This window comes from Vibrio sp. 10N.286.45.E10 (assembly GCF_002874195.2).
Taxonomy (GTDB): domain Bacteria; phylum Pseudomonadota; class Gammaproteobacteria; order Enterobacterales; family Vibrionaceae; genus Vibrio; species Vibrio crassostreae.
This window is the reverse complement of the sequence record NZ_MCWD02000002.1, coordinates 1,609,145-1,627,846: the sequence shown is the minus strand read 5'-3', so window position 1 is coordinate 1,627,846 and position 18,702 is coordinate 1,609,145. Positions and strand designations below refer to the sequence as shown.

15 protein-coding genes and 2 pseudogenes are annotated in these 18,702 nt (G+C 41.4%); 5 read left to right on the top strand and 12 right to left on the bottom strand.

Annotation, left to right across the window (positions count from 1 at the left end; translation table 11 throughout):
- The first annotated feature begins 244 nt into the window (after window positions 1-244).
- Both BCU34_RS20255 and BCU34_RS20250 read left to right on the top strand, forming a co-directional pair.
- Window positions 245-829, top strand: a complete 585-nt coding sequence (locus BCU34_RS20255; RefSeq protein WP_241905486.1) for a hypothetical protein — start codon at window positions 245-247, stop codon at window positions 827-829.
- Window positions 830-935: 106 nt separating this feature from the next.
- Window positions 936-1,565: a hypothetical protein gene (locus BCU34_RS20250; protein ID WP_133148556.1), complete on the top strand. Its 630-nt coding sequence runs from the start codon at window positions 936-938 to the stop codon at window positions 1,563-1,565.
- Between the two features lie 231 nt (window positions 1,566-1,796).
- Here the strand turns inward: BCU34_RS20250 and BCU34_RS20245 are convergent, their stop codons facing one another.
- A complete protein-coding gene (locus tag BCU34_RS20245) occupies window positions 1,797-2,165 on the bottom strand; it encodes a phage protein (RefSeq protein ID WP_102479685.1) in 369 nt (122 codons plus the stop codon).
- A 207-nt stretch (window positions 2,166-2,372) separates the two neighbouring features.
- Here BCU34_RS20245 and BCU34_RS20240 point away from each other — a divergent pair, with 207 nt between their 5' ends.
- Both BCU34_RS20240 and BCU34_RS20235 read left to right on the top strand, forming a co-directional pair.
- The gene (locus BCU34_RS20240) at window positions 2,373-3,719 is read left to right on the top strand and encodes an ISNCY family transposase (protein ID WP_413286281.1); all 1,347 of its coding nucleotides are present in this window, start codon (window positions 2,373-2,375) and stop codon (window positions 3,717-3,719) included.
- A gap of 323 nt (window positions 3,720-4,042) precedes the next feature.
- A pseudogene (locus BCU34_RS20235) lies at window positions 4,043-4,464 on the top strand (phage protein).
- A gap of 236 nt (window positions 4,465-4,700) precedes the next feature.
- Here the strand turns inward: BCU34_RS20235 and BCU34_RS20230 are convergent.
- The 5 genes and pseudogenes from BCU34_RS20230 to BCU34_RS20210 all read right to left on the bottom strand — a co-directional run.
- Window positions 4,701-6,059 carry a RelA/SpoT domain-containing protein gene (locus tag BCU34_RS20230; RefSeq protein WP_102479665.1) on the bottom strand — a complete coding sequence of 453 codons (1,359 nt, stop codon included), beginning with the start codon at window positions 6,057-6,059 and terminating at the stop codon, window positions 4,701-4,703.
- A gap of 85 nt (window positions 6,060-6,144) precedes the next feature.
- Window positions 6,145-7,295, bottom strand: a protein-coding gene (locus BCU34_RS20225) for an IS3 family transposase (protein ID WP_102480628.1) whose coding sequence is annotated in 2 segments (ribosomal slippage) — window positions 6,145-7,052 and window positions 7,052-7,295 — 1,152 coding nt in all. Because the reading frame shifts where the segments join, the coding sequence is not laid out codon by codon here.
- 331 nt (window positions 7,296-7,626) lie between these two features.
- On the bottom strand, window positions 7,627-8,676 hold the full coding sequence (locus tag BCU34_RS20220; RefSeq protein WP_102480856.1) for an ATP-binding protein: 1,050 nt from the start codon (window positions 8,674-8,676) through the stop codon (window positions 7,627-7,629).
- A complete protein-coding gene (locus tag BCU34_RS20215) occupies window positions 8,669-9,400 on the bottom strand; it encodes a hypothetical protein (protein ID WP_102480857.1) in 732 nt (243 codons plus the stop codon). The genes BCU34_RS20220 and BCU34_RS20215 overlap by 8 nt, the downstream gene beginning before the upstream one ends.
- 551 nt (window positions 9,401-9,951) lie before the next feature.
- A pseudogene (locus BCU34_RS20210) lies at window positions 9,952-10,143 on the bottom strand (hypothetical protein); the annotation flags it as partial.
- 429 nt (window positions 10,144-10,572) lie between these two features.
- On the opposite strand from BCU34_RS20210, the gene BCU34_RS20205 reads away from it, so the two are divergent.
- Entirely contained in the window at window positions 10,573-11,841 is a 1,269-nt protein-coding gene (locus BCU34_RS20205) for a GGDEF domain-containing protein (RefSeq protein ID WP_375071626.1), read from the top strand.
- Window positions 11,842-12,616: 775 nt separating this feature from the next.
- On the opposite strand, the gene BCU34_RS20200 is transcribed toward BCU34_RS20205, so the two are convergent.
- The 6 genes from BCU34_RS20200 to pntB all read right to left on the bottom strand — a co-directional run bounded on the left by BCU34_RS20200 (window position 12,617) and on the right by pntB (window position 18,692).
- On the bottom strand, window positions 12,617-12,769 hold the full coding sequence (locus BCU34_RS20200; RefSeq protein WP_004731009.1) for a YoaH family protein: 153 nt from the start codon (window positions 12,767-12,769) through the stop codon (window positions 12,617-12,619).
- Window positions 12,770-12,810: 41 nt separating this feature from the next.
- Window positions 12,811-13,959 (bottom strand): conjugal transfer protein TraF, encoded by a 1,149-nt coding sequence (locus tag BCU34_RS20195; RefSeq protein WP_102480860.1) that lies wholly within the window; start codon window positions 13,957-13,959, stop codon window positions 12,811-12,813.
- Between the two features lie 50 nt (window positions 13,960-14,009).
- Window positions 14,010-14,897, bottom strand: coding sequence for a DUF2861 family protein (locus BCU34_RS20190; RefSeq protein WP_102480861.1), 888 nt, complete (start codon window positions 14,895-14,897; stop codon window positions 14,010-14,012).
- A complete protein-coding gene (gene vxrB / locus BCU34_RS20185) occupies window positions 14,897-15,556 on the bottom strand; it encodes a response regulator transcription factor VxrB (protein WP_009845363.1) in 660 nt (219 codons plus the stop codon). The genes BCU34_RS20190 and vxrB overlap by 1 nt, the downstream gene beginning before the upstream one ends.
- Window positions 15,531-17,003: a sensor histidine kinase VxrA gene (gene vxrA / locus BCU34_RS20180; RefSeq protein WP_048660161.1), complete on the bottom strand. Its 1,473-nt coding sequence runs from the start codon at window positions 17,001-17,003 to the stop codon at window positions 15,531-15,533. Before vxrA ends, vxrB begins: the two co-directional genes overlap by 26 nt.
- A 291-nt stretch (window positions 17,004-17,294) precedes the next feature.
- Window positions 17,295-18,692: a Re/Si-specific NAD(P)(+) transhydrogenase subunit beta gene (gene pntB / locus BCU34_RS20175; RefSeq protein ID WP_048660160.1), complete on the bottom strand. Its 1,398-nt coding sequence runs from the start codon at window positions 18,690-18,692 to the stop codon at window positions 17,295-17,297.
- Window positions 18,693-18,702 lie beyond the last annotated feature (10 nt).

The window sequence follows — 18,702 nt, the reverse complement described above, 5'->3', positions numbered from 1 at the left end:
GGAGGACGAGCGCGGCGGGAGGAAGCCAACCCCCGTGTTGTATCACGGGGGTAAATTCGACCTAGCTATCAGCGTTCACACACTCTGCTCTAGTTGCAAGCTTGCGCGCTAGTAACTTGTTAAGAACAACACAACTTAGTCCCATCCTTTTGAGTTGCTTGTCGTATCTACAAAGATAAGCAATTGTTATTGAACAAAAATTTTTAGTATAATCACGCAACAGACAGTCGTTCACTTGAGGTTTATGATGTTCAAAAAAGAGTTTTGGTTATCTATTTTAGGTTTTGCCATTATTGCGGGTATCATTTATGGCATATGGGTTGCCGCTGGCTTTTTCATTGACGCGCTAATCAATTCAGACCCTAAAATTTCAGCTGCTATTCTGGGTGCCATGGCGACAATATTTGTTGGATTAACGGCAGTTATTATTACGCAAAATCAAACAAAATTACGCGATAGAGAAGAAGCTCATAGATCTAAAAAAGTTGAGATATATGAAAAATACCTAGACACAATTCAATCCATTATGTCTGGAGCAAACGAAAATGTTTCTACAGAAGCACCAACTCATCAAGAGTTAGTAGATTACCTTGCTAAGTTTAAATCTGACATTATTCTTTGGGGCTCACCAGAAGTAATCAAAATGCAATTAGAATTTCAGTGCGTCTCGCAAGATGGAGGCAATATTTTCATTGCGGTAAACAATCTACATAAAGCAATACGAGCAGATATTGGTCTTAGCAACAAAGGACTAAATAATTTGGAATTAGTTAAAATGTATTTAGCGAACCCTGATGAAATAAACAATAAGGGTGAAATTACGAAATGATGCAAACAAAAAACTTAGACAGATAACTTCATACCTTTTTACTTCATTAAGCGTATGCCAAGGTTTTTGTGCGATTTAGTTAACGTTATAAGCTACTAAGGACTTTATGCCTGTACTCTACAAATATATGAAAAAAGAACATGCCAAGTTGCTTCTTGAACAGGGTTCACTTCGAATTGGTACTTTGTATGAATTTAGAGATGAAGAGAAGCATGGCCGAGAAATTGGTGACAACAAAGAAGGTACAAAATCATCTTACATGGAGGTAGATAACGAAACTTGGTCTGCCTCTAATCAACCAGAATTTGCCAAATCATTTTTTAACCTTGGTGATAATGGTTCAATTAAGATCTCTGGGGTCACCCTAGAAAAACCTCAAAACAGCTCCAACCTGTATATCTATTGTACTACTTACGAGTTTGATGAATCAGCAATGCGCGACTTTGGTTACGACACATGTGTTGCAATTGATCAACCAGAAAAGTTTTTTAAGTGTATTAGTAAGTCTTTGAAACACAAAGCTGAGTATAAAGGTAGTCATAAATGCAAATACCAATCTAGAAGGCTGCCGCATCATCAAGACTCTGGAATTCATCCTTCGTTAGTAAAAGAAGATGATTACGCTTATCAAAAAGAAGTTCGTAGTATTTGGATGCCTGTTAAAGAAGACATAGAACCTATAATAATTAAGTCTAGAAACTTAAAAAAATATTGCCGTATCATAAAGACCCAGTGAATTGTTAAGCTTATTTCTTAACCATACACTCAGAGTAAAAAAGCCGAACCCTCTCGATAAAGGTTCGGCTTCTTTCTCCTTGATATGACCAAAAAGGAGGACTGACTAATTCATGTTAAACAGGATGGAGCTTCGCGCCAGTCAAGGTAACCTTATCAGCAATTAGCCATCTTGTTTACTGATGTGCTTTAGACTTTGAATAAGCATTGATAAAACCATACTTTTCTAATCCTATTTCTTGATATTAGCTATCGCTCTAGCAAGTCCAAGTAAGTGTGTTGAAGTCTTAATTTCTAGCTCTGATTGAATTCCTAACAATGCAATACCTGCCAATATTTGTTGTGGCCTAACTACTTGGCCCGTCGGCAGCTCCATTCGGTCGTACAACATTTTGAACTGTACCCAGTCCTCACTAATGCTGAGTTCTCTACCTTTTGCCATACGCATAAGCCTTTTACACTCAGGTGGTATCGGTTTTCCCTCATCCCAACCTGTGACAGTTCTCACAGATTTAAAACAGAGTTCAGCGACCTCTTCCTTGGTCATTTGGCACTCTAACTCTCGAAAAATGTAATTCTTACTCATTTCGCGATACTTCAATGATAAAACCTCTAAATACAAGAGGTTGCATTGAATTTATAATATATGCACCATTAAACATAATCAGACATAATACGCAGCGGAGGTGTAAGCCCCAGATAGTAATGTCACTTTTGAGCTAGATTAAAATGTCACCTTAGTACTGGTTGCTGACTACATTTCATGTACCAGCTTCGGTTACTAAGGACTACTGAGATGTTGATTGCCATGAGTGAAAAAGAAATTAGTCGATTCAAAGTTATTCAAGACGTCTGTGAACATCGTTTGCGTCGTACTGATGCGGCAGAGATACTTTCGTTAAGTGAGCGTCAAGTTCAAAGGTTAATGAACAAACTACGTGAACATGGTGCGGCTAGCTTAACCCATGCTTCTAGAGGTAAACCCAGTAATCGGCGTTATTCTAACGAATATCGCAAAGAGATTCTTTCGACTATCCATAAACACTATTCTGATTTCTCGCCCACATTTGCACGTGAAAAGATCATAGAAAATCATAATTTAGCTATCTCGTTAGAGACACTTCGCCAATGGATGATTGCCGACAATCTTTGGATCCCGCACTCACAACGAAAACCTAGAGTCTATCAGCCTCGTTACCGTCGAGACTGTCTTGGAGAATTGATTCAGATAGATGGCTCACATCATGACTGGTTTGAGGGCCGCAGCGACAAATGCTGCCTACTGGTGTTCATTGATGATGCGACTGGCCGCTTGATGAACCTAAGATTCAGTGAGACAGAATCCGCGTTTGACTACATGATGACTACGCGTGAATACCTCAATGAGCACGGCAAGCCCATCGCATTTTACAGTGACAAGCACTCTATTTTTCGAGAGAATCAGGAGAAACACAAACAAGTTGGCCAAACTCAATACGGGCGCGTGTTGAAAGAACTGGCGATAGAACTCATCTGTGCCAACAGCTCCCAAGCCAAAGGCCGCGTTGAGCGAGCCAACCTCACGCTGCAAGACCGACTGGTTAAAGAGATGCGCTTACAAGGTATCGACACCATCGAACAAGCCAACGCCTGGCTTCCCTACTTCATCGCCGATTTTAACCATCGCTTTGCTAAGCCCGCTCAATACCCAAAAGACATGCATCGTCCGGTTCGAGAGTCCAAGCAAGAACTCGACGATATTTTCAGTTGGCAAGAAACCCGCAAGCTCTCAAAGTCGCTGACATTTCAATACGATAAAGTGATTTATCTCATTGAACCTACTGAAGAAAACAGCCGACTAGCGCACGAACATGTCAAGATACTCGACTACCCAAACGGTGAAATCGCCATCCAATACGGGCATCGAAAACTCGAATTCAAAACCTTCGACAAACTCGAGCACGTTCAACAAACCCAAATCGTCGACAACAAACGCCTCGGCCAAGTTTTAAAATTTGCTCAGCAACAACAACAAGAATTCGAACAACAACAGCAACGAACCCGCAGTAAGAAAGCCCCCAAGCGCCGTGCACAACAAAGAGCCCTTCAAACTGCCCCTCGAACCATCAACCCAGTGCTCACCGAACCATTCAAAGCCTCCAGTCGAAAGACCTAACAACGGGACATTTCTATTTGGGACAAACGAGGACATTTTAAAATGGGATTGACAGATGGACGTTGAAATATGAGGGGTTTCAGTACCTTAGTCCTTACGGATTTTGCACACAACGCCGGATTAAGTCCTTAATGTCATTAGTTTTATAGATTTTGGCTGTCTGTTTATACGCATTGAGTTTGATATTGTTGGCTATACTTGGTTTTCGTGTCTCTGATTTTTGTGCTCACGTGTCGCCGTTTCCAGAGACTTTCTACTACAAACTCACTTTATGAGGAGGAAAAAAACTTTGCGCCCTTGTCTTAATTTTTGAAGGAGATCACATGCTCACGCCACACTTTGCGGATCTCGTGCATCATCACTTTGATGGTATCCACGACGCCGCGGCCTTTTTCACGTTCAACCGATCACCGTCCAACGCTGGCTCTCAGGTGAAGTCCCTGTGAACCCGATGGCCGAAAAATTGATGAACATCCAAGCTCGCGGTTATTTGCCGTTAGACTATCGTTGGAATGGATTTAAGGTGCACTTTGACCGTGCTACCTTGATCACGCCTGAACGACGCGAGTTTAATCCGAAAGAATTGCTCAGTTTTGCGTATCAGCGCGACGAACATCGTCAGCTCGTCGAACGCCACGGTCGAATTGATTCCCCGAAGTTTTACCCACCTAAAGAACATCCATTACCGTTTCGTGGCGGTCGCCGTATGCCTGCGAAGCCTTGGGTGCCTGCCAAATTCAAGTAACACTTCACGCAGGCCTTAGGGAATTACCATCAGCATAATAAGAACCCAAAATGCTAAATCATGGTAGTGAATTCCTATTGTAAGGTACCGAGAAAAAGGTATGACTCTCCTATCCCGCTTTTATATGCTGGCTCTTTAGATAGCAGACTCATACATGTCTACTCATAATCCGAATTTTACATAAAAGTACGGATGTGGACTCTATCTTTAACAGTCGAGATTAATATTAGGAACACTTAATCTTTTTCGTCTAAAGTAGATTTGGTTGCTTCAGCATCTTCGATTACTTCAATATCTTCGGAAATCGAATCGATCGGGCTTTTACTAAGACCTAATGAAGTAGCTTTTGAAATCGAATCCAACACTCTACTACTTTGACCTAACGAAGCAGCCCTAGAAATCGAATCCAGCGCACTACCACTTTGACCTAGCGAAGCAGCTCTAGAAATCGAATTAAGCACGCTATCACTTAAACCTACCGAAGCGGCCCTAGAAATTGAATCCATCACTCTACCACTTTGGCCTAGCGAAGCAGCCCTAGAAATTGAATCCAGCACGCTATCGCTTAAACCTACCGAAGAGGCCCTAGAAATCGAATCCATCACGTTCGCACTTAAACCTAGTGAGGCAAGACCATTTGAAAATCGAGCTGGTTCATATGTACTTAACTTAACCGGGGCTGTAGCTTGATTACTTCGTTCCAGCACGGTTATATCTGAATCAGCCTCTTTTATCTTATCAAGAGCAGCTTGTATTTCCTCGTTCTGCAATGCTAGTTTTCTGATCTGATCAAGTTGTTCCTGCTTCACTTTATTTGCATTATCTAATGCATCTTTGTGCGCGAGCATTTGTGCTTCCATCTTTTCAATTGATTTTATTTGGCTAGCAAGTACATTAACGAATGAGCCCATCTCATCTGCGTTTCCTGAGAGTCCATTTAGAATCTTCAGAAAGAATTTAAGCTGCTCATTATCAGAGTAATTCGGATAACGAACTTTATGATCAATTTCACTCCAAGCTTCTTCGTAAATGGTTCGAATTTGAACTTCAATCCTTGTTGGCTGCTTAACTAAGTTACTTTCAATAATATTGTGAATAGAACGATAATCGTCCTTATGTTCAATAATTTCATCATTATTTACGCCATACTCTATAAAAGGAGTCCTATCATCTCCTTTTCGTATATAAGCAGTTGGACCCTCAACTATATTCCAGAATTCATCTAAATACTGTTGAATGTTAGACCAGTCTGCTTTGAATAAGTGCAACACTCTTACACCAACTAAATCAGTGATAACATCAGAGTATGTATCTTTAGTTAGTTCAATATACTTCGCTTTACCTTCAGCTCTTTTTCTAACAATTTTGGCCAGTAAATGATTGGTGTCTTTAACTCTCCAGCGAACTGAGTGAACAGAATTATGTTTTTGCAACATTCCAACAATTCCCGTTGCTACCTGCTCTAATCTTGGTTTTAACTTTTCGAATTCTGCTGCAATTTCATCTAGTTCAACAATCTGAGTGTTTGATTCTTCCCACGTTTTTTGTGTAAGATTGCTTTGTGCTAAGAAACTATCAAGGTCCAATTTTGGCATTTTACCCTCGCGAACGTAATCGCTTTAAACGTCATTAAATCCTATAGGCATGATATGATCTGCTCCAGTTAGACTGGACACCGCATTAAGCGACATATTGTTTTTCAAAGTTAACTGGACTTAGATACCCAAGGGCACTGTGCCTTCTTGTTCGATTATAATCAACTTCGATATATTCAAAAAGTGCTTGGCGCATCTCTTCTCGCGTCATTATCGGCTCGTATTGAACGGCTTCTACTTTCATTGAGTGGAAAAAGCTTTCAACACAGGCGTTATCCCAGCAATTTCCCTTCCTACTCATACTTTGTTTTAGATTATGGGCTGAGATTAAGTCTCTGTAATCTTTTGAACAATATTGGCTACCTCTATCACTATGGATAATTACCCCTTCGGGCATGCCTCTACGGAACAATGCCATTGATAGCGCATCACAGACCAGAGTCGCGGTCATTCTGGTGCTCATTGACCAACCAACTACTTGCCGTGAGTACAAGTCGATAACAACCGCCAAATACATCCAACCTTCGCTTGTCGCTAGATAGGTAATATCTCCAGCCCATTTTTGGTTTGGTGCTGTCGCATTAAAATCTTGCTCTAGCAAGTTCGGGGCAACAGGAAGCCTATGCTTGCTGTCTGTCGTACATTTAAACTTACGGGCTGCCTTCGCGACTAAGCTCTGGCGCTTCATGCTCGTGGCAATGGTTTTTACATCGTGCTTATTACCATTTGCCTCAAGTTCTTTTTGAATACGCCTTGCACCGTCGCGTTCCTTTTTATCATCAAAGACTTCTCGAACTTTGCTGTCAAGCTGCTTTCGGTGCTCGTTGCGTTGAGTGACTTTATGGCGATTATCAATCCAATAATAAAACCCACTTCGAGAAACCCCAAACACCTTAGCCATACGGACAATCCTATATTGCATAAGGTGTTCGAGCATAAACTCATAGCAATCTACTTTAGATTTTTCGCGAAGTAGGTGGCGGCCTTTTTTACGATATCTAGCTCTTCAGCTTGCTCAGCCAATAACCGTTTGAGTTTGGCATTTTCAGTGGCGAGTTCCCTTTCTCTATCGCTGATTTTCGCATCTTTTTTGACGGCTTTACGCCATCCATAAATTTGAGATTCATACAACGATAGCTGTCGTGCCGCAGCAGCGACACCGACTTTCTCTGCCAACTTAAGTGCTTCGGATTTAAATTCAGGAGCATGTTTGATTCGTGTTTTCTTAGTTGTCATTGTTCACCTCGTTAGTGATTGTACTCACTTAACTCAGTGTCCAAAACTTCTGGTGCAGATCAATATGATATAAAATGCCATACTTATTACATATAAAAATATTACTTACACTTGATTCAACATATTCTTCCGTTTCGATAAAATATTTCTCTAACGAAAGGAAGTGTTGCCAATGTGGCAATTTTATGTAGATTTCTCAAATGTGCAGCATAAAGTTAAGGTGATGTGAGCAACTTAACCATCTAATCAAGCTCATTGCGCCACAAACACCAAAACAGGCCTAAAAAACCAGCGCTGAAACCACTCTTAATCGCTTGGTTTATATAAAAAATTAGTGGATATTAACTTCAAAAGAATTTAAGAAGAGGCCCTTATTACGAGGTTGTATTGGTGTACTGGTAACAATAACCTCAAAATCATGAGCATCAGCTACAATTTTAAGCACATATAATCCCAGACCACTACCTTCAACGGCCATTTCACGAGCTTTCTTAGTTCTAAACCCACGAATAAATAAACTATCAATTTCTGACTGAGGAATTTCATGTCCTACCGAGTTCACTTTCATCTTTAAGCTATCACCAATTTCATCAAATAGAATCTCAACATCACCAGAACGCTTGTATTTCATAGCATTCTGTATCAATGAAAGAGGTATGATTTTAAAGGACTCGTAAACTTTGTGCTTATTTTCGACTCTCCCTCGGATTACCACATTGGCGCGACTTTTATTTGCAACAGAATGGCTCAACACTAACTTTATTTTATGTACCATGCTGTAAAGATCAGTATGTTTCTTTCGACCAAACTTGGCACTTTCTGGGTTAAAATACAAAGCAGTTGTATCAAGAGAATCGAGTAACATTACGCTTGTTTTATACAAGCTTTTTAAATCATCTGAGGCATTTTCAAAAGCAGCAATCTTTGAGGTCGTACTTTTGGCTAAAAGTCTTTCACTGTAGTGACCAATTTCCCTCGCCCACTTAACAAATTCGTGGAACTGATCAAAGTTGTTTTTTGCCGTTTTTGCTACCAATGAATTAATTGCCGAGGACTTTTCATCCAAAGCTGTAAACCACTGATTAATTGACTCAATGGTGACCTTTCGTTGGTTCAAAGCTATATTTTTACGATATCGTCTTCCACTGTCTTTTGTCGGGACAAACACTCCTGATATTGTAATTACCTCTCCTGCAACTTTTCTAGATATATAGCTTAAGCCGTGACTACAAACATGAGTATCGCTTACGCCTTGTCTTTCATTACATTCAGATGTGCATCGCTCATATGTTTGAAATTTACTACCTTCATATACCCTGCCGTCTACTAGCGTAGGCCAAGGGACGTCTACAATTTTGTTTTCGATAATCTGATTAAGCATATTTAACTCTGTCTAGCAGTATTCTACTGTTATTAATTATTTCTTGTGACTCACCCTTTGCATTCATATGAATAACATTCAAAAAATCATTTTCTGAACACTTGCCAGATAAAAAGTCGATAACCACCTGATTTAACTTGTTCTTTTTAGAAGAACCAATATCAAGCTTCTTAATACTATCTTCGATAGTATTAGCTATTGAAGGTGCGTCAAAAAACTCTTTCTTAAGCTCACACAAAAGCTCTCGAATTTTAAATTCATCGATTGGCTTGTTTACAGTAGCATCTGAAATTCTGAAGTAGTCATTCAGTTCCGTATGGAAGTAGCCTGAAGACACTGCTACAACAGGAATTAAAGGGCGAGCCTCTTTTATTATTTTTATTAACTTAGCACCACCTTCATCTAGGTCCTCCCTGACGACACCTTTTACATCGAGAAGTAACAAGTCGTGGTTTACCAAATTTTGTGCATCAGTAAACGAAACTGATTCATACTCATGAACGTTAAAGCCTAAGTCTTTGATGTATTGTATTGGATAATTGCCTATTTCATCATCGACTATTGCGATTCTAAAGTCAGTTCGAAGATGTAGCTTTTCAACATGAGATTGGACACTAAATTTTTTGAAGCGATTGGTTACAACTTCTCGCGGAACAACCCAAAAGATAAATCCCAAAAGCAAACTAGCTACCGCTAGTACAATACCGAGTTCTGTAGCGTTCATTCTGATCCAGATAAATAATAAAAGTATGGTAAACCAGCATATGAGCCTTCACATATACTGATAAATAAACACAAATCAGCCTTGACAGAAAAACACCTCGTTTAAATTGACAGTTTTCTAACTAGTATGATTCGCGAGAAAGAATTATAACCATCAATTCTATTTATAACAGTGATTTAAATCATTAGCTGTGAAACTTGATGCTAAAGCTAAAGGTTCTTATAGAACACATAAAAAAGAGCCACTTTGATAAAAAGAAACTCTTTATGTTGATTGATTTATCAGGGTTTGTTGTACTTCTTACGTGTTGTGTTCACCCTAACTCGCCCATTTCTAAGCGTTTAGCCCTTCATTAACTGGCAATTCTGCTTTCGACCTTTGCACTTATAACCTTTCTTAGCCATTGGGATCTTCCAATTTTCGTATCCGTTGCTCTTGGTCTTGCTGCACTCGTTTTATCCAGTTGATGTCTGTTTTCAAAGCCGCAATCGTGCCAAGGCTTGAGACTCAACCTGTAATAAGTGCGATGATTAACGCATCAAGGAACGCCATCACTTCGTTTTCCATCGAGATGCGTAGTATTCAAGTAGGTATCGCACCATAGCGCGCATGCCTAGCGTATCGACTACAACGGCACCTACGACAAACCAGTATGGGTTAGGGATGTTCTGTAATGCATTGAAGCCTTGTTCGACATATGGCGCGTAATCAGGAATGAAAGACAAGATGAATGGAACGAACGCTCTCATAGACAACAAAGTGTTTCGATAAAACGAGCTCAAAAAAGTGACACTGCAACATAACTGCCCTCCACTTTAATTGATGAACAGTAACAGTGGCCTCATGACTCGTTATCACAGCAAGCCTTATAACTCGTACACACTACTCTGATTACAACAAACCGAGCCACCTTAAATTTAACTGTATAAATATACAGTTAAATTATCACCCCCGTAAAAACCGCACTTATTGAGCAAATAACATTCAGAATCAATGCTCTGCGTTCAATTTTTAAACTTCATCTTGGTCTAATGGCGCACTTTCATGTATAACCGTCAGTTCTAGAACAGTTTTAGATATAGCAATTTCAACAAGGCTAATCTCTAACCTTCGATTACGCCAGCTCTAAGGCATTGGGTATTAGGTTTGAATCACGTGTACGGATTAATATCATGAGCGACAAAGCATTCCGCAAACTCAACATATTCCTCTCGATTTTTTGCCTGGCAATCACCCTATTGTCGCTATTCTCTTTTGATAAACTAATGAACAAGAGCTACATCATTAGCCCAGACAAATACCCTACACTCGCCAATACAGACCGAGATCATGATGGCGGCACGGTTGCATCATTACACAAGTCAAATAACGGCATTGAGTTACAGTGTGACTTTGAGCGTACCTATAGCAAGCCTTTCTGTGAGGTTGAATTCGTCATATCGAAAGAAGGCAAAGGGTTAGATCTCTCCACGTTCGATTCGGTAACCATTAATATGGACTACGAAGGCCAAGAGAACCCAAGATTTCGTTTCTACATTCGTAACTATGACGAGGGTTACAGCGTTAAAGGCGATGCAATGTCGAACAAGTTCAATCGCTTAGACTTTTCGCTACCAGACGCAAGCCAAATTGACTTGGGCTACTTCAATGTTCCTTTCTGGTGGATAGATCATTATCAACGCCCTGTTTCTGATAGCGCAGTAGACATTACGAACGCGGTATCTGTTGAACTCGGGCTTGGTGCCAGCACGCTTGCTGGGCATCATTCACTTAACATCTCGAGTATTGTGTTCCAAGGTAAAATTATCAGCAAGGCTTTGCTAGGCGAACTCTTGATTGGACTATGGGTGGTATACGCGATCTACTATGTCGCTTGTGCTTTACATATAGCACAACGAAACAAAACGCGTTTAGCACAGCAACAACGTCATTTAACCCAAGAAATTGAAGAGTTAAAAGTCAAGGCCACTACTGATCCGTTAACTGGCTGCAGAAACAGGACCGAAGCGCTAGATACCTTCTATGATTTCGAATGGTTAGCACAACAAGGAAAAATGATTCACGTCGCGTTGTTTGACTTAGACCATTTCAAACAGATCACCGACCAGCATGGCCATGAAGTAGGTGATAAGGTTCTTATTCAATTTGTTACTATCGCAAATGAAACGCTTGGGGAGCAGTATTTGCTTTATCGTTGGGGTGGTGAGGAGTTTCTGCTCGTTTGCCTAGAGCAAACAACGCTACAGTGTCACGAATCAATCGATGATTTGTACCTGGCTATGGACCAGAATACATGGCCTGACGCGCAGACAGTAACGGCTTCTACTGGGGTTACACTACTTAAGCAGAATGAGTCTATACGTTCTGCAATTAAGCGAGCAGACAAAGCGCTTTATGAAGCTAAAGACAACGGTCGAAACCAAGTCGTTACATTTTATTGAGGCTCGCTAGAGTGGACTGAACTTACACATTCAACTCTCGGCCATTAGTCAATCAACACGCCAATACCCTGTCGATATCTACTCTCCACTCAAGCACCCGTTAGATTTTTAACTGCTGACTAAACAAACCCATAAGCCTTGTTGTCTCATCAGAATTCTAATCGGTTTGGACACCTCCAAGCGCTTTCACCATCTGCAATAACACCGCCTGTAATCAATAACGCCACCAATAGCATTCTCAGGTTGATACGTATCGTTTCTGAATCGCTCTAGAAACAGCTCTTCGTTGCGCCTCTAAGCTTCCTAACACTTGTTCTTAAAGTCGCGTTGGCCGCGAGTAAAGCTTGCTCTAAGCGGTAGTCAGTCGCTCGCGGTATCGCGTCGTTACTCCTCTCGCACTGCTCTTAGATGAAATCCTCATTTGTCTGCTTGTGAACTTCTTGCACTTGTATCCGCTAAAAATAGAAGTCACAGCGTAACCAGCCTTAAAAACTCGTTATATTTAGCCACTTAGATGCGGTGACATAAATACTGACACCTGATGTGGCAGTTGTTTTACTTTCACGCCTTGCTGTAATTTAATTACAGCCCAAGACCAAGAAAGGCCTAAAAAGTGGATTACTCTGATATAACTTATTGAATAAAAGGCATTTAATGGTGTTTAACGGTTCGGAATTTAGGGTAACTAAAGAGTTGGCATGTGCGAGATAATATACTAGAGGGTAATATATTTAGTTATAGTGCACTAAGCCGTTAAAAAAGAAGGGCTGATGCCCTACTCTTCTTTATTACTCATTTCTTCACGAATTTGCTCAGCAACGATTTTGATAGCTTGTGCTGTGCTGATGCCCTGAGTCATCATTTCTTGAATTCGTTCAACAGCTTTCTGTTGTTCTTCGTGAGAAAGGGTTGGTAAGTCGTTTAGCATGCTCTGCTCCTTTATTTAGGAGCAGAACTATATAAGGACTGTTAGTAACTAGCAAGGAAATTGATTGAAGCACCCATTGCATTTTCGTTTGTGTAGTTCGCACTTAGATCTAACTGGAACAAGTTAAGTGGCGAGATACCAATACCGGCTGTGACTGTTCCTTCCGAATCAGAGTAAGCCAGGTTCTTGTAGTACCCTCCCCTTAACTTAAGCTGACGCATAAGATCAACTTCAGTACCAACACGAATCATCTGTTCGTTATCATCAAACGAAGTAAACTTCTCAGTCTCATTTAGGTCGTAATCAACACTAAACGAAAAGTAATCCGATACGATACCTGCACCAACCGTATAAACAGGCTCTAGTTGGTAAGTGTATTTACCACCGACTTGGTGTGTCGCACTACTTGTGCTGCTGTTAAGCGTTCTCGTCGTATCTTTGGTTTCTATATCTCTAGAGATCAAATTAGTTGCTGCAACACCTACTCGGAACGGGCCGAAGAACCAAAGTGCACCAGCATCCATGTTGAATGCTGTATCACCATCACTATTTTCTCTCACGTCAGATAAATCGTAATCATTAACCGATGCAACATAGTTGTACGTGTAAATACGTTGGATTTTAGGTGTGATACCAAATGAAATGTGTTGGCCCATAAAGGTTTGGTATTTTGCTAGAGAAAGCCCGACTTCTGCTACACCGATTGAAACCGCTTCAACTGTAGACAGTTCAACTTTGTCTTCATCTGAACCTGTCGTGTAAACGTTAGGAGTCGCAAATGATTCTGTATAGGCTTTAGCGAAAAGGTTGGCTGCAACAAACTGATTAGGAAGCGCAAATGCGACAACACCACCCAGTTCAACATTAGCTTGGTTGCCATCAAGATTATTAAGCGCTGCGTCCAGGTCTGCAGTATTTGACGCATCAACGACGCTATCGATATTCGATTTCATATCGTTAGGGTCATTATAGCTACCGCCAAAACTTGGCGTAATCATGCCCATATCATCGTTACGACGATAAATAGCAACAAGTGCCGGGTTATAGAATGGAGCGGTTAGGAAGTTTGCTGAAACAACACCAACACCACCCATCGCATCACCACGCGCTTCAATGGCGTAGTTTGCTGCTGAAAGAGGAAGACTGGCGAATGCAATTGATGCTGCGAGTAGTTTAGTTGTATTTTTCATGCCGTTTATCTTTGTTAGATCCCTTACATAGTTAACGGCACAATTTTAAATTACTTTAACTCTTCTTCGCTAGAAATATCATAAGTTTTACTGATAGTTTGTGCTTGTTCTATCGCTATGTCGCCTTGCCAGCGTGAATGAACCATTGATACTGCCAAAACGTAGCGATCATTTGGAAGTTCTTCGCCAGTTAGGTTCATTGGATAATCAGATTCATAGCTCTTGCCCCACACCTGCTCATAGTGTTCATCGACATAATCGTACAAACCAATTTCGAGTTTAGGAAGAGGACAATAAGGGTTCAGAAGTTCTTTTTTATCGATTCGCCAGGTGTCTTTTGAAGACCAGCGAACTTGCTGACGCATTGCAACTTCACCAAGGATAATCCAAGTACTCCAAGAATTTCCACCATCGCCTTTCACACTTAAACGATACAAACCCGATTCTAGTTGAGACGCTAAATTGTAACGCTTTTGGAATAGGCTTACCGCTGCGTTATTTACGACTTCATTTTCTTTGGTGAACTCACTATCAGATGACACAACCTTATCGACCCATTTTTCGAAGGTTATTTCTTTAATATCATTTTCGGACTCAACATTAATTGCGACACGAAATGTATCTCTGCCGGGACTTTGAATAACGTGTCGTTTAACGACGACTGAACTGATCCAATCTGGCAGTGTTTTTCTTGTGAGGGTTTTACCACAATCTTTGTTCAATGCTTGATCGAACAGTTCATTGAGGTGTTCTTCTCGTGATTGAGAAGAGTTGATTTGCCAAACTTCCACTAGTGAATCAAACATCTGAGGTAAATCATTATCCAATAGATGTTTATGTACTTGAGTCAAAGTATCGCTACTCTTGAACCAATCCGCTGCTTGCACGGTATTCGCCACGCAAGACAACATTAATAGTGGAAGTAAGGCTTTTTTCATTACGCTTTCATCTTGTAACCAACGCCACGAAGCGTTTCAATTTCTAGACCTGGTAGCTTCTGTCTTAGTTGCAGAACGTGCGTGTCTACCGTACGTGTTGTTGGGAAATGGTTGTAACCCCATACATGGTCAAGTAGCTCATCACGTGTGAAAACACGGCCAAGGTTACTTGCCAAAAATAGCAACAGGTCAAATTCAGTACGCGTTAAAGTAACTTCCAGTTCATTGAAAAACACTTCACGTGTCGCTTTGTCGATAACAAGATTTTGAGCCATTACTTTTGATGCATCTTGATCCTCAGCATCAGGAAGGCGTAACTGCGCACGGATTCGAGCAAACAGTTCAGCTTCAGCGAAAGGCTTAGTTAGGTAGTCGTTTGCACCTGAATCTAGGCCCGCTACTTTGTCTTTTACTGTTACGAGAGCCGTTAGCAAAATAACAGGGATGTCTTTCTTTTTCTTCCAACCTGGAAGTGAATCTACTGAGTCACCATCAGGAAGTTGACGGTCTAGAATCACTAGATCCGCTTGTTCCCAATAGCCTTCAACTTCAGAGATCAGTTCTGCATGCAAACATTCATATCCAGCTTGCTCAAGGCTAACTAATAAACCGTCAGCTAAATTTTTATCATCTTCAACGAGAAGCAATGTCTGTTTCACAAGGTATCTCCAAAATAAATGTTGTTGGGGGGCCAATAAGCGTCATGTGACCGCCCATTTTTCCGACCATAGATTCCACTATCGTCAGACCTAAACCGAGTCCACTCTTACTTACGAATGGCTTTCTTAGTTGCCCCCAATCTTTGCGAGACAAGTCTCCATTATCTATAACTTTGAATGTCAGCTTCTTGTCAGAAGTATTCAGTTCTAGTATCACTGGAGCTACACCGTATTTCACGGCGTTTCTGATCAGGTTATCGATACACGTTCCTAACCAATATACGTTTACTTTTGCAGCAATATCTTTGTTTACACGGAGCTCAATGCCCGGAGCGAAATCTTCTTCAACTTTGTATTGAAGCCACTCTTCAACACTTGGTACCCACTCTGTTGCGAGCGGTTGGTTGTCTGACTGCAAATAGTCTTTGCTTGCTTCCGCCAACTGCCTTAAACGGCGGGTATCTTCACACAGTCTACGAAACTCATCATATACCGATTCTGGTAAGTGTTCGAACTCACGTCTGAACCCTTCAACCGTCAATGACAAACTCGCAATCGGCGTTCTTAATTCGTGCGTTAGAATTTGAAGAACCAGCATACGGCTCTTCATCTCTTGTTTCTTACTGTTCCATCGGTAAATTGCCCAGCCTAATACCAGTAGGATGTTGGCAATCACCAAAATAAACATCGCAACTTGAAGAAGCTCTGAATGATCTTCTATTTCCCAACATACGTTACCACGCTGAACAAAACAGCTGTTGCCTTCTGATGACAAACTGAACGACAGCCCTGAAAGCGTTGCGTTTTCACTCCAGACTGATTCTTTGTACAGGTAGTACCTATCGCCGCGCTTTACCCACATTTCATCGAGTTCTACAAACATACTCGCGCCCGCTAGCAGCGCGGTGATAGCTTCACTGTCCATTTGTTGTAAGCGAGACAACAGTTCGTCGTGTTCAGTGTTTGGACGCTCTTGAATATGCATAAAGCGTTTCAGAGAGTCGAACTTTTCTGGGTATTTCTCTACGTATCGTGCGGCATAAGAGCCACCACCAGGGTGAATCAAGCCACTGCGGCTAAACCAACGATCTGAAAGCTTGGTACCTTTACACATCGCACGAGTAAAAACTAAAGGCTCTGTAATCAACGGACTTAGCGGTAATTTCCCGCTACAAGTCTTTGATAACTGGTATAAACGCTGGATATCTTTTAACGGGTACTCTGCTGTTTGTGGCAGCATTGACGACGGCATGATCAAGCGTGTTGGATAATCAGCCTGCAGCACTCGAATATCATAAGATTCGATGGCGGTTTCATGATCAAAGAGTTTGGTGAAATTATCGATACGCTCGGGTAAAGAGTCAGCAAATGCATTTGCAGACACAGATAACGTAGCAATAAGAAGAGAAAATGTTCTTTTGATGATCACAAACCAACGCAAATTCATATAGATCAAACAAATATATACCATTCACTATCAAAGATAAATTTTTAACCGCATGAAAAACAGTGAGAATGACCGCTAACAGTGACTAAACCCGCGATTATGTGCCCATTCCGCACATGCAAACTAGTACGCTGGTTGGCTTGCTTACAAATTTATTGGGATAGACGAGGTAACGCTAACACATCGCTCTTGTCACTCAGCTTTCAAGAGCTTGCTCATTCGTTCTGAAGATCAAAAAAGGAGCTCAAATGAGCTCCTTATCTAGTTATTACAGATTACTTAAAATGCTTTCTATAGATGTTCTAAAATACCTAGACAACTCTGTTTAGCATCACCAAACAGCATCTGCGTGTTTTCTTTGAAGAACAGTGGGTTTTGCACACCTGCGTAACCCGTGTTCATCGAACGTTTGAATACGATAACATTCTGAGCATTCCAAACTTCAAGTACTGGCATACCAGCAATTGGACTGTTTGGATCTTCAAGTGCTGCAGGGTTCACGGTGTCATTTGCACCGATAACCAATACAGTATCCGTCTCACTTAAGTCATCGTTGATTTCGTCCATTTCAAGAACAATATCGTAAGGCACTTTAGCTTCAGCAAGTAGCACGTTCATGTGACCCGGCAATCTACCCGCAACTGGGTGGATACCAAATCGAACATTGATGCCTTGCGCTCGTAGTTTCTCAGTGATTTCATGCACTGGGTATTGAGCTTGAGCTACAGCCATGCCGTATCCTGGGGTAATGATGACAGACTTTGAGTTTTTCAGCATGTCCGCTACATCTTCAGCTGATGTTTCGCGGTGCTCACCCTGCTCTTCATCACCATCAGACACGACCACTTCTTGGCCGAATCCACCAGCGATAACACTAATAAACGAACGGTTCATCGCCTTACACATGATGTAAGAAAGAATCGCACCTGACGAACCAACCAATGCACCAGTTACAATGAGTAGATCATTCGCAAGCATGAAACCTGCCGCTGCTGCTGCCCAACCAGAGTACGAGTTAAGCATAGAGACGACCACTGGCATATCAGCGCCACCAATCGATGCCACTAGGTGGTAACCGAATGCGAATGCGATAAGTGTCATCACCATTAACGCGAACATGCTGCCGTCAGCTTTAACGAACATGATCATCAGCAATGTAGAAGCAACGATAGCCGCTAGGTTCCACTTGTGCTTATGCGGGATATTCAATGCAGACGAAGAGATAACGCCGCGAAGCTTACCAAACGCAACAATCGAACCTGTGAACGTCACAGCACCAATAAATACGCCAAGGAACACTTCCACTAAGTGGATAACGTGCTCTGCATGAATATCAGCAGGGTTAAGTGACACAGCAGCAGGTGGATCGATATAGCTGTTGTAACCCACAAGTACCGCAGCCATACCTACGAAGCTGTGCAGGATTGCCACCAGCTCAGGCATTTCAGTCATTTCTACTTTTCTTGCGTAGTGGATACCAATACCACCACCGATCACCATCGCAATGATGATCCATACAATACCAGCAGAATGAGGGCCAAAGATCGTCGCGATCAACGCGATTGCCATACCCGTGATACCGTAATAGTTACCTGCACGTGCAGATTCCTGTTTCGATAACCCAGCCAAGCTCATAATAAAGAATACAGCAGCAACAATATAAGCTGCTTGTACTAATCCTTCAGACATCTGTTACTCC

Coding starts and splice junctions, on each gene's coding strand:
- BCU34_RS20230 (WP_102479665.1), bottom strand. CDS start 6,059: ATGCCAAAATTGGACCTTGATAGTTTCTTAGCACAAAGCAATCTTACA.
- BCU34_RS20255 (WP_241905486.1), top strand. CDS start 245: ATGATGTTCAAAAAAGAGTTTTGGTTATCTATTTTAGGTTTTGCCATT.
- BCU34_RS20200 (WP_004731009.1), bottom strand. CDS start 12,769: ATGCTAAACGACTTACCAACCCTTTCTCACGAAGAACAACAGAAAGCT.
- BCU34_RS20205 (WP_375071626.1), top strand. CDS start 10,573: ATGAGCGACAAAGCATTCCGCAAACTCAACATATTCCTCTCGATTTTT.
- BCU34_RS20250 (WP_133148556.1), top strand. CDS start 936: ATGCCTGTACTCTACAAATATATGAAAAAAGAACATGCCAAGTTGCTT.
- pntB (WP_048660160.1), bottom strand. CDS start 18,692: ATGTCTGAAGGATTAGTACAAGCAGCTTATATTGTTGCTGCTGTATTC.
- BCU34_RS20240 (WP_413286281.1), top strand. CDS start 2,373: ATGAGTGAAAAAGAAATTAGTCGATTCAAAGTTATTCAAGACGTCTGT.
- vxrA (WP_048660161.1), bottom strand. CDS start 17,003: ATGAATTTGCGTTGGTTTGTGATCATCAAAAGAACATTTTCTCTTCTT.
- BCU34_RS20220 (WP_102480856.1), bottom strand. CDS start 8,676: ATGCTTAATCAGATTATCGAAAACAAAATTGTAGACGTCCCTTGGCCT.
- BCU34_RS20215 (WP_102480857.1), bottom strand. CDS start 9,400: ATGAACGCTACAGAACTCGGTATTGTACTAGCGGTAGCTAGTTTGCTT.
- BCU34_RS20190 (WP_102480861.1), bottom strand. CDS start 14,897: ATGAAAAAAGCCTTACTTCCACTATTAATGTTGTCTTGCGTGGCGAAT.
- BCU34_RS20195 (WP_102480860.1), bottom strand. CDS start 13,959: ATGAAAAATACAACTAAACTACTCGCAGCATCAATTGCATTCGCCAGT.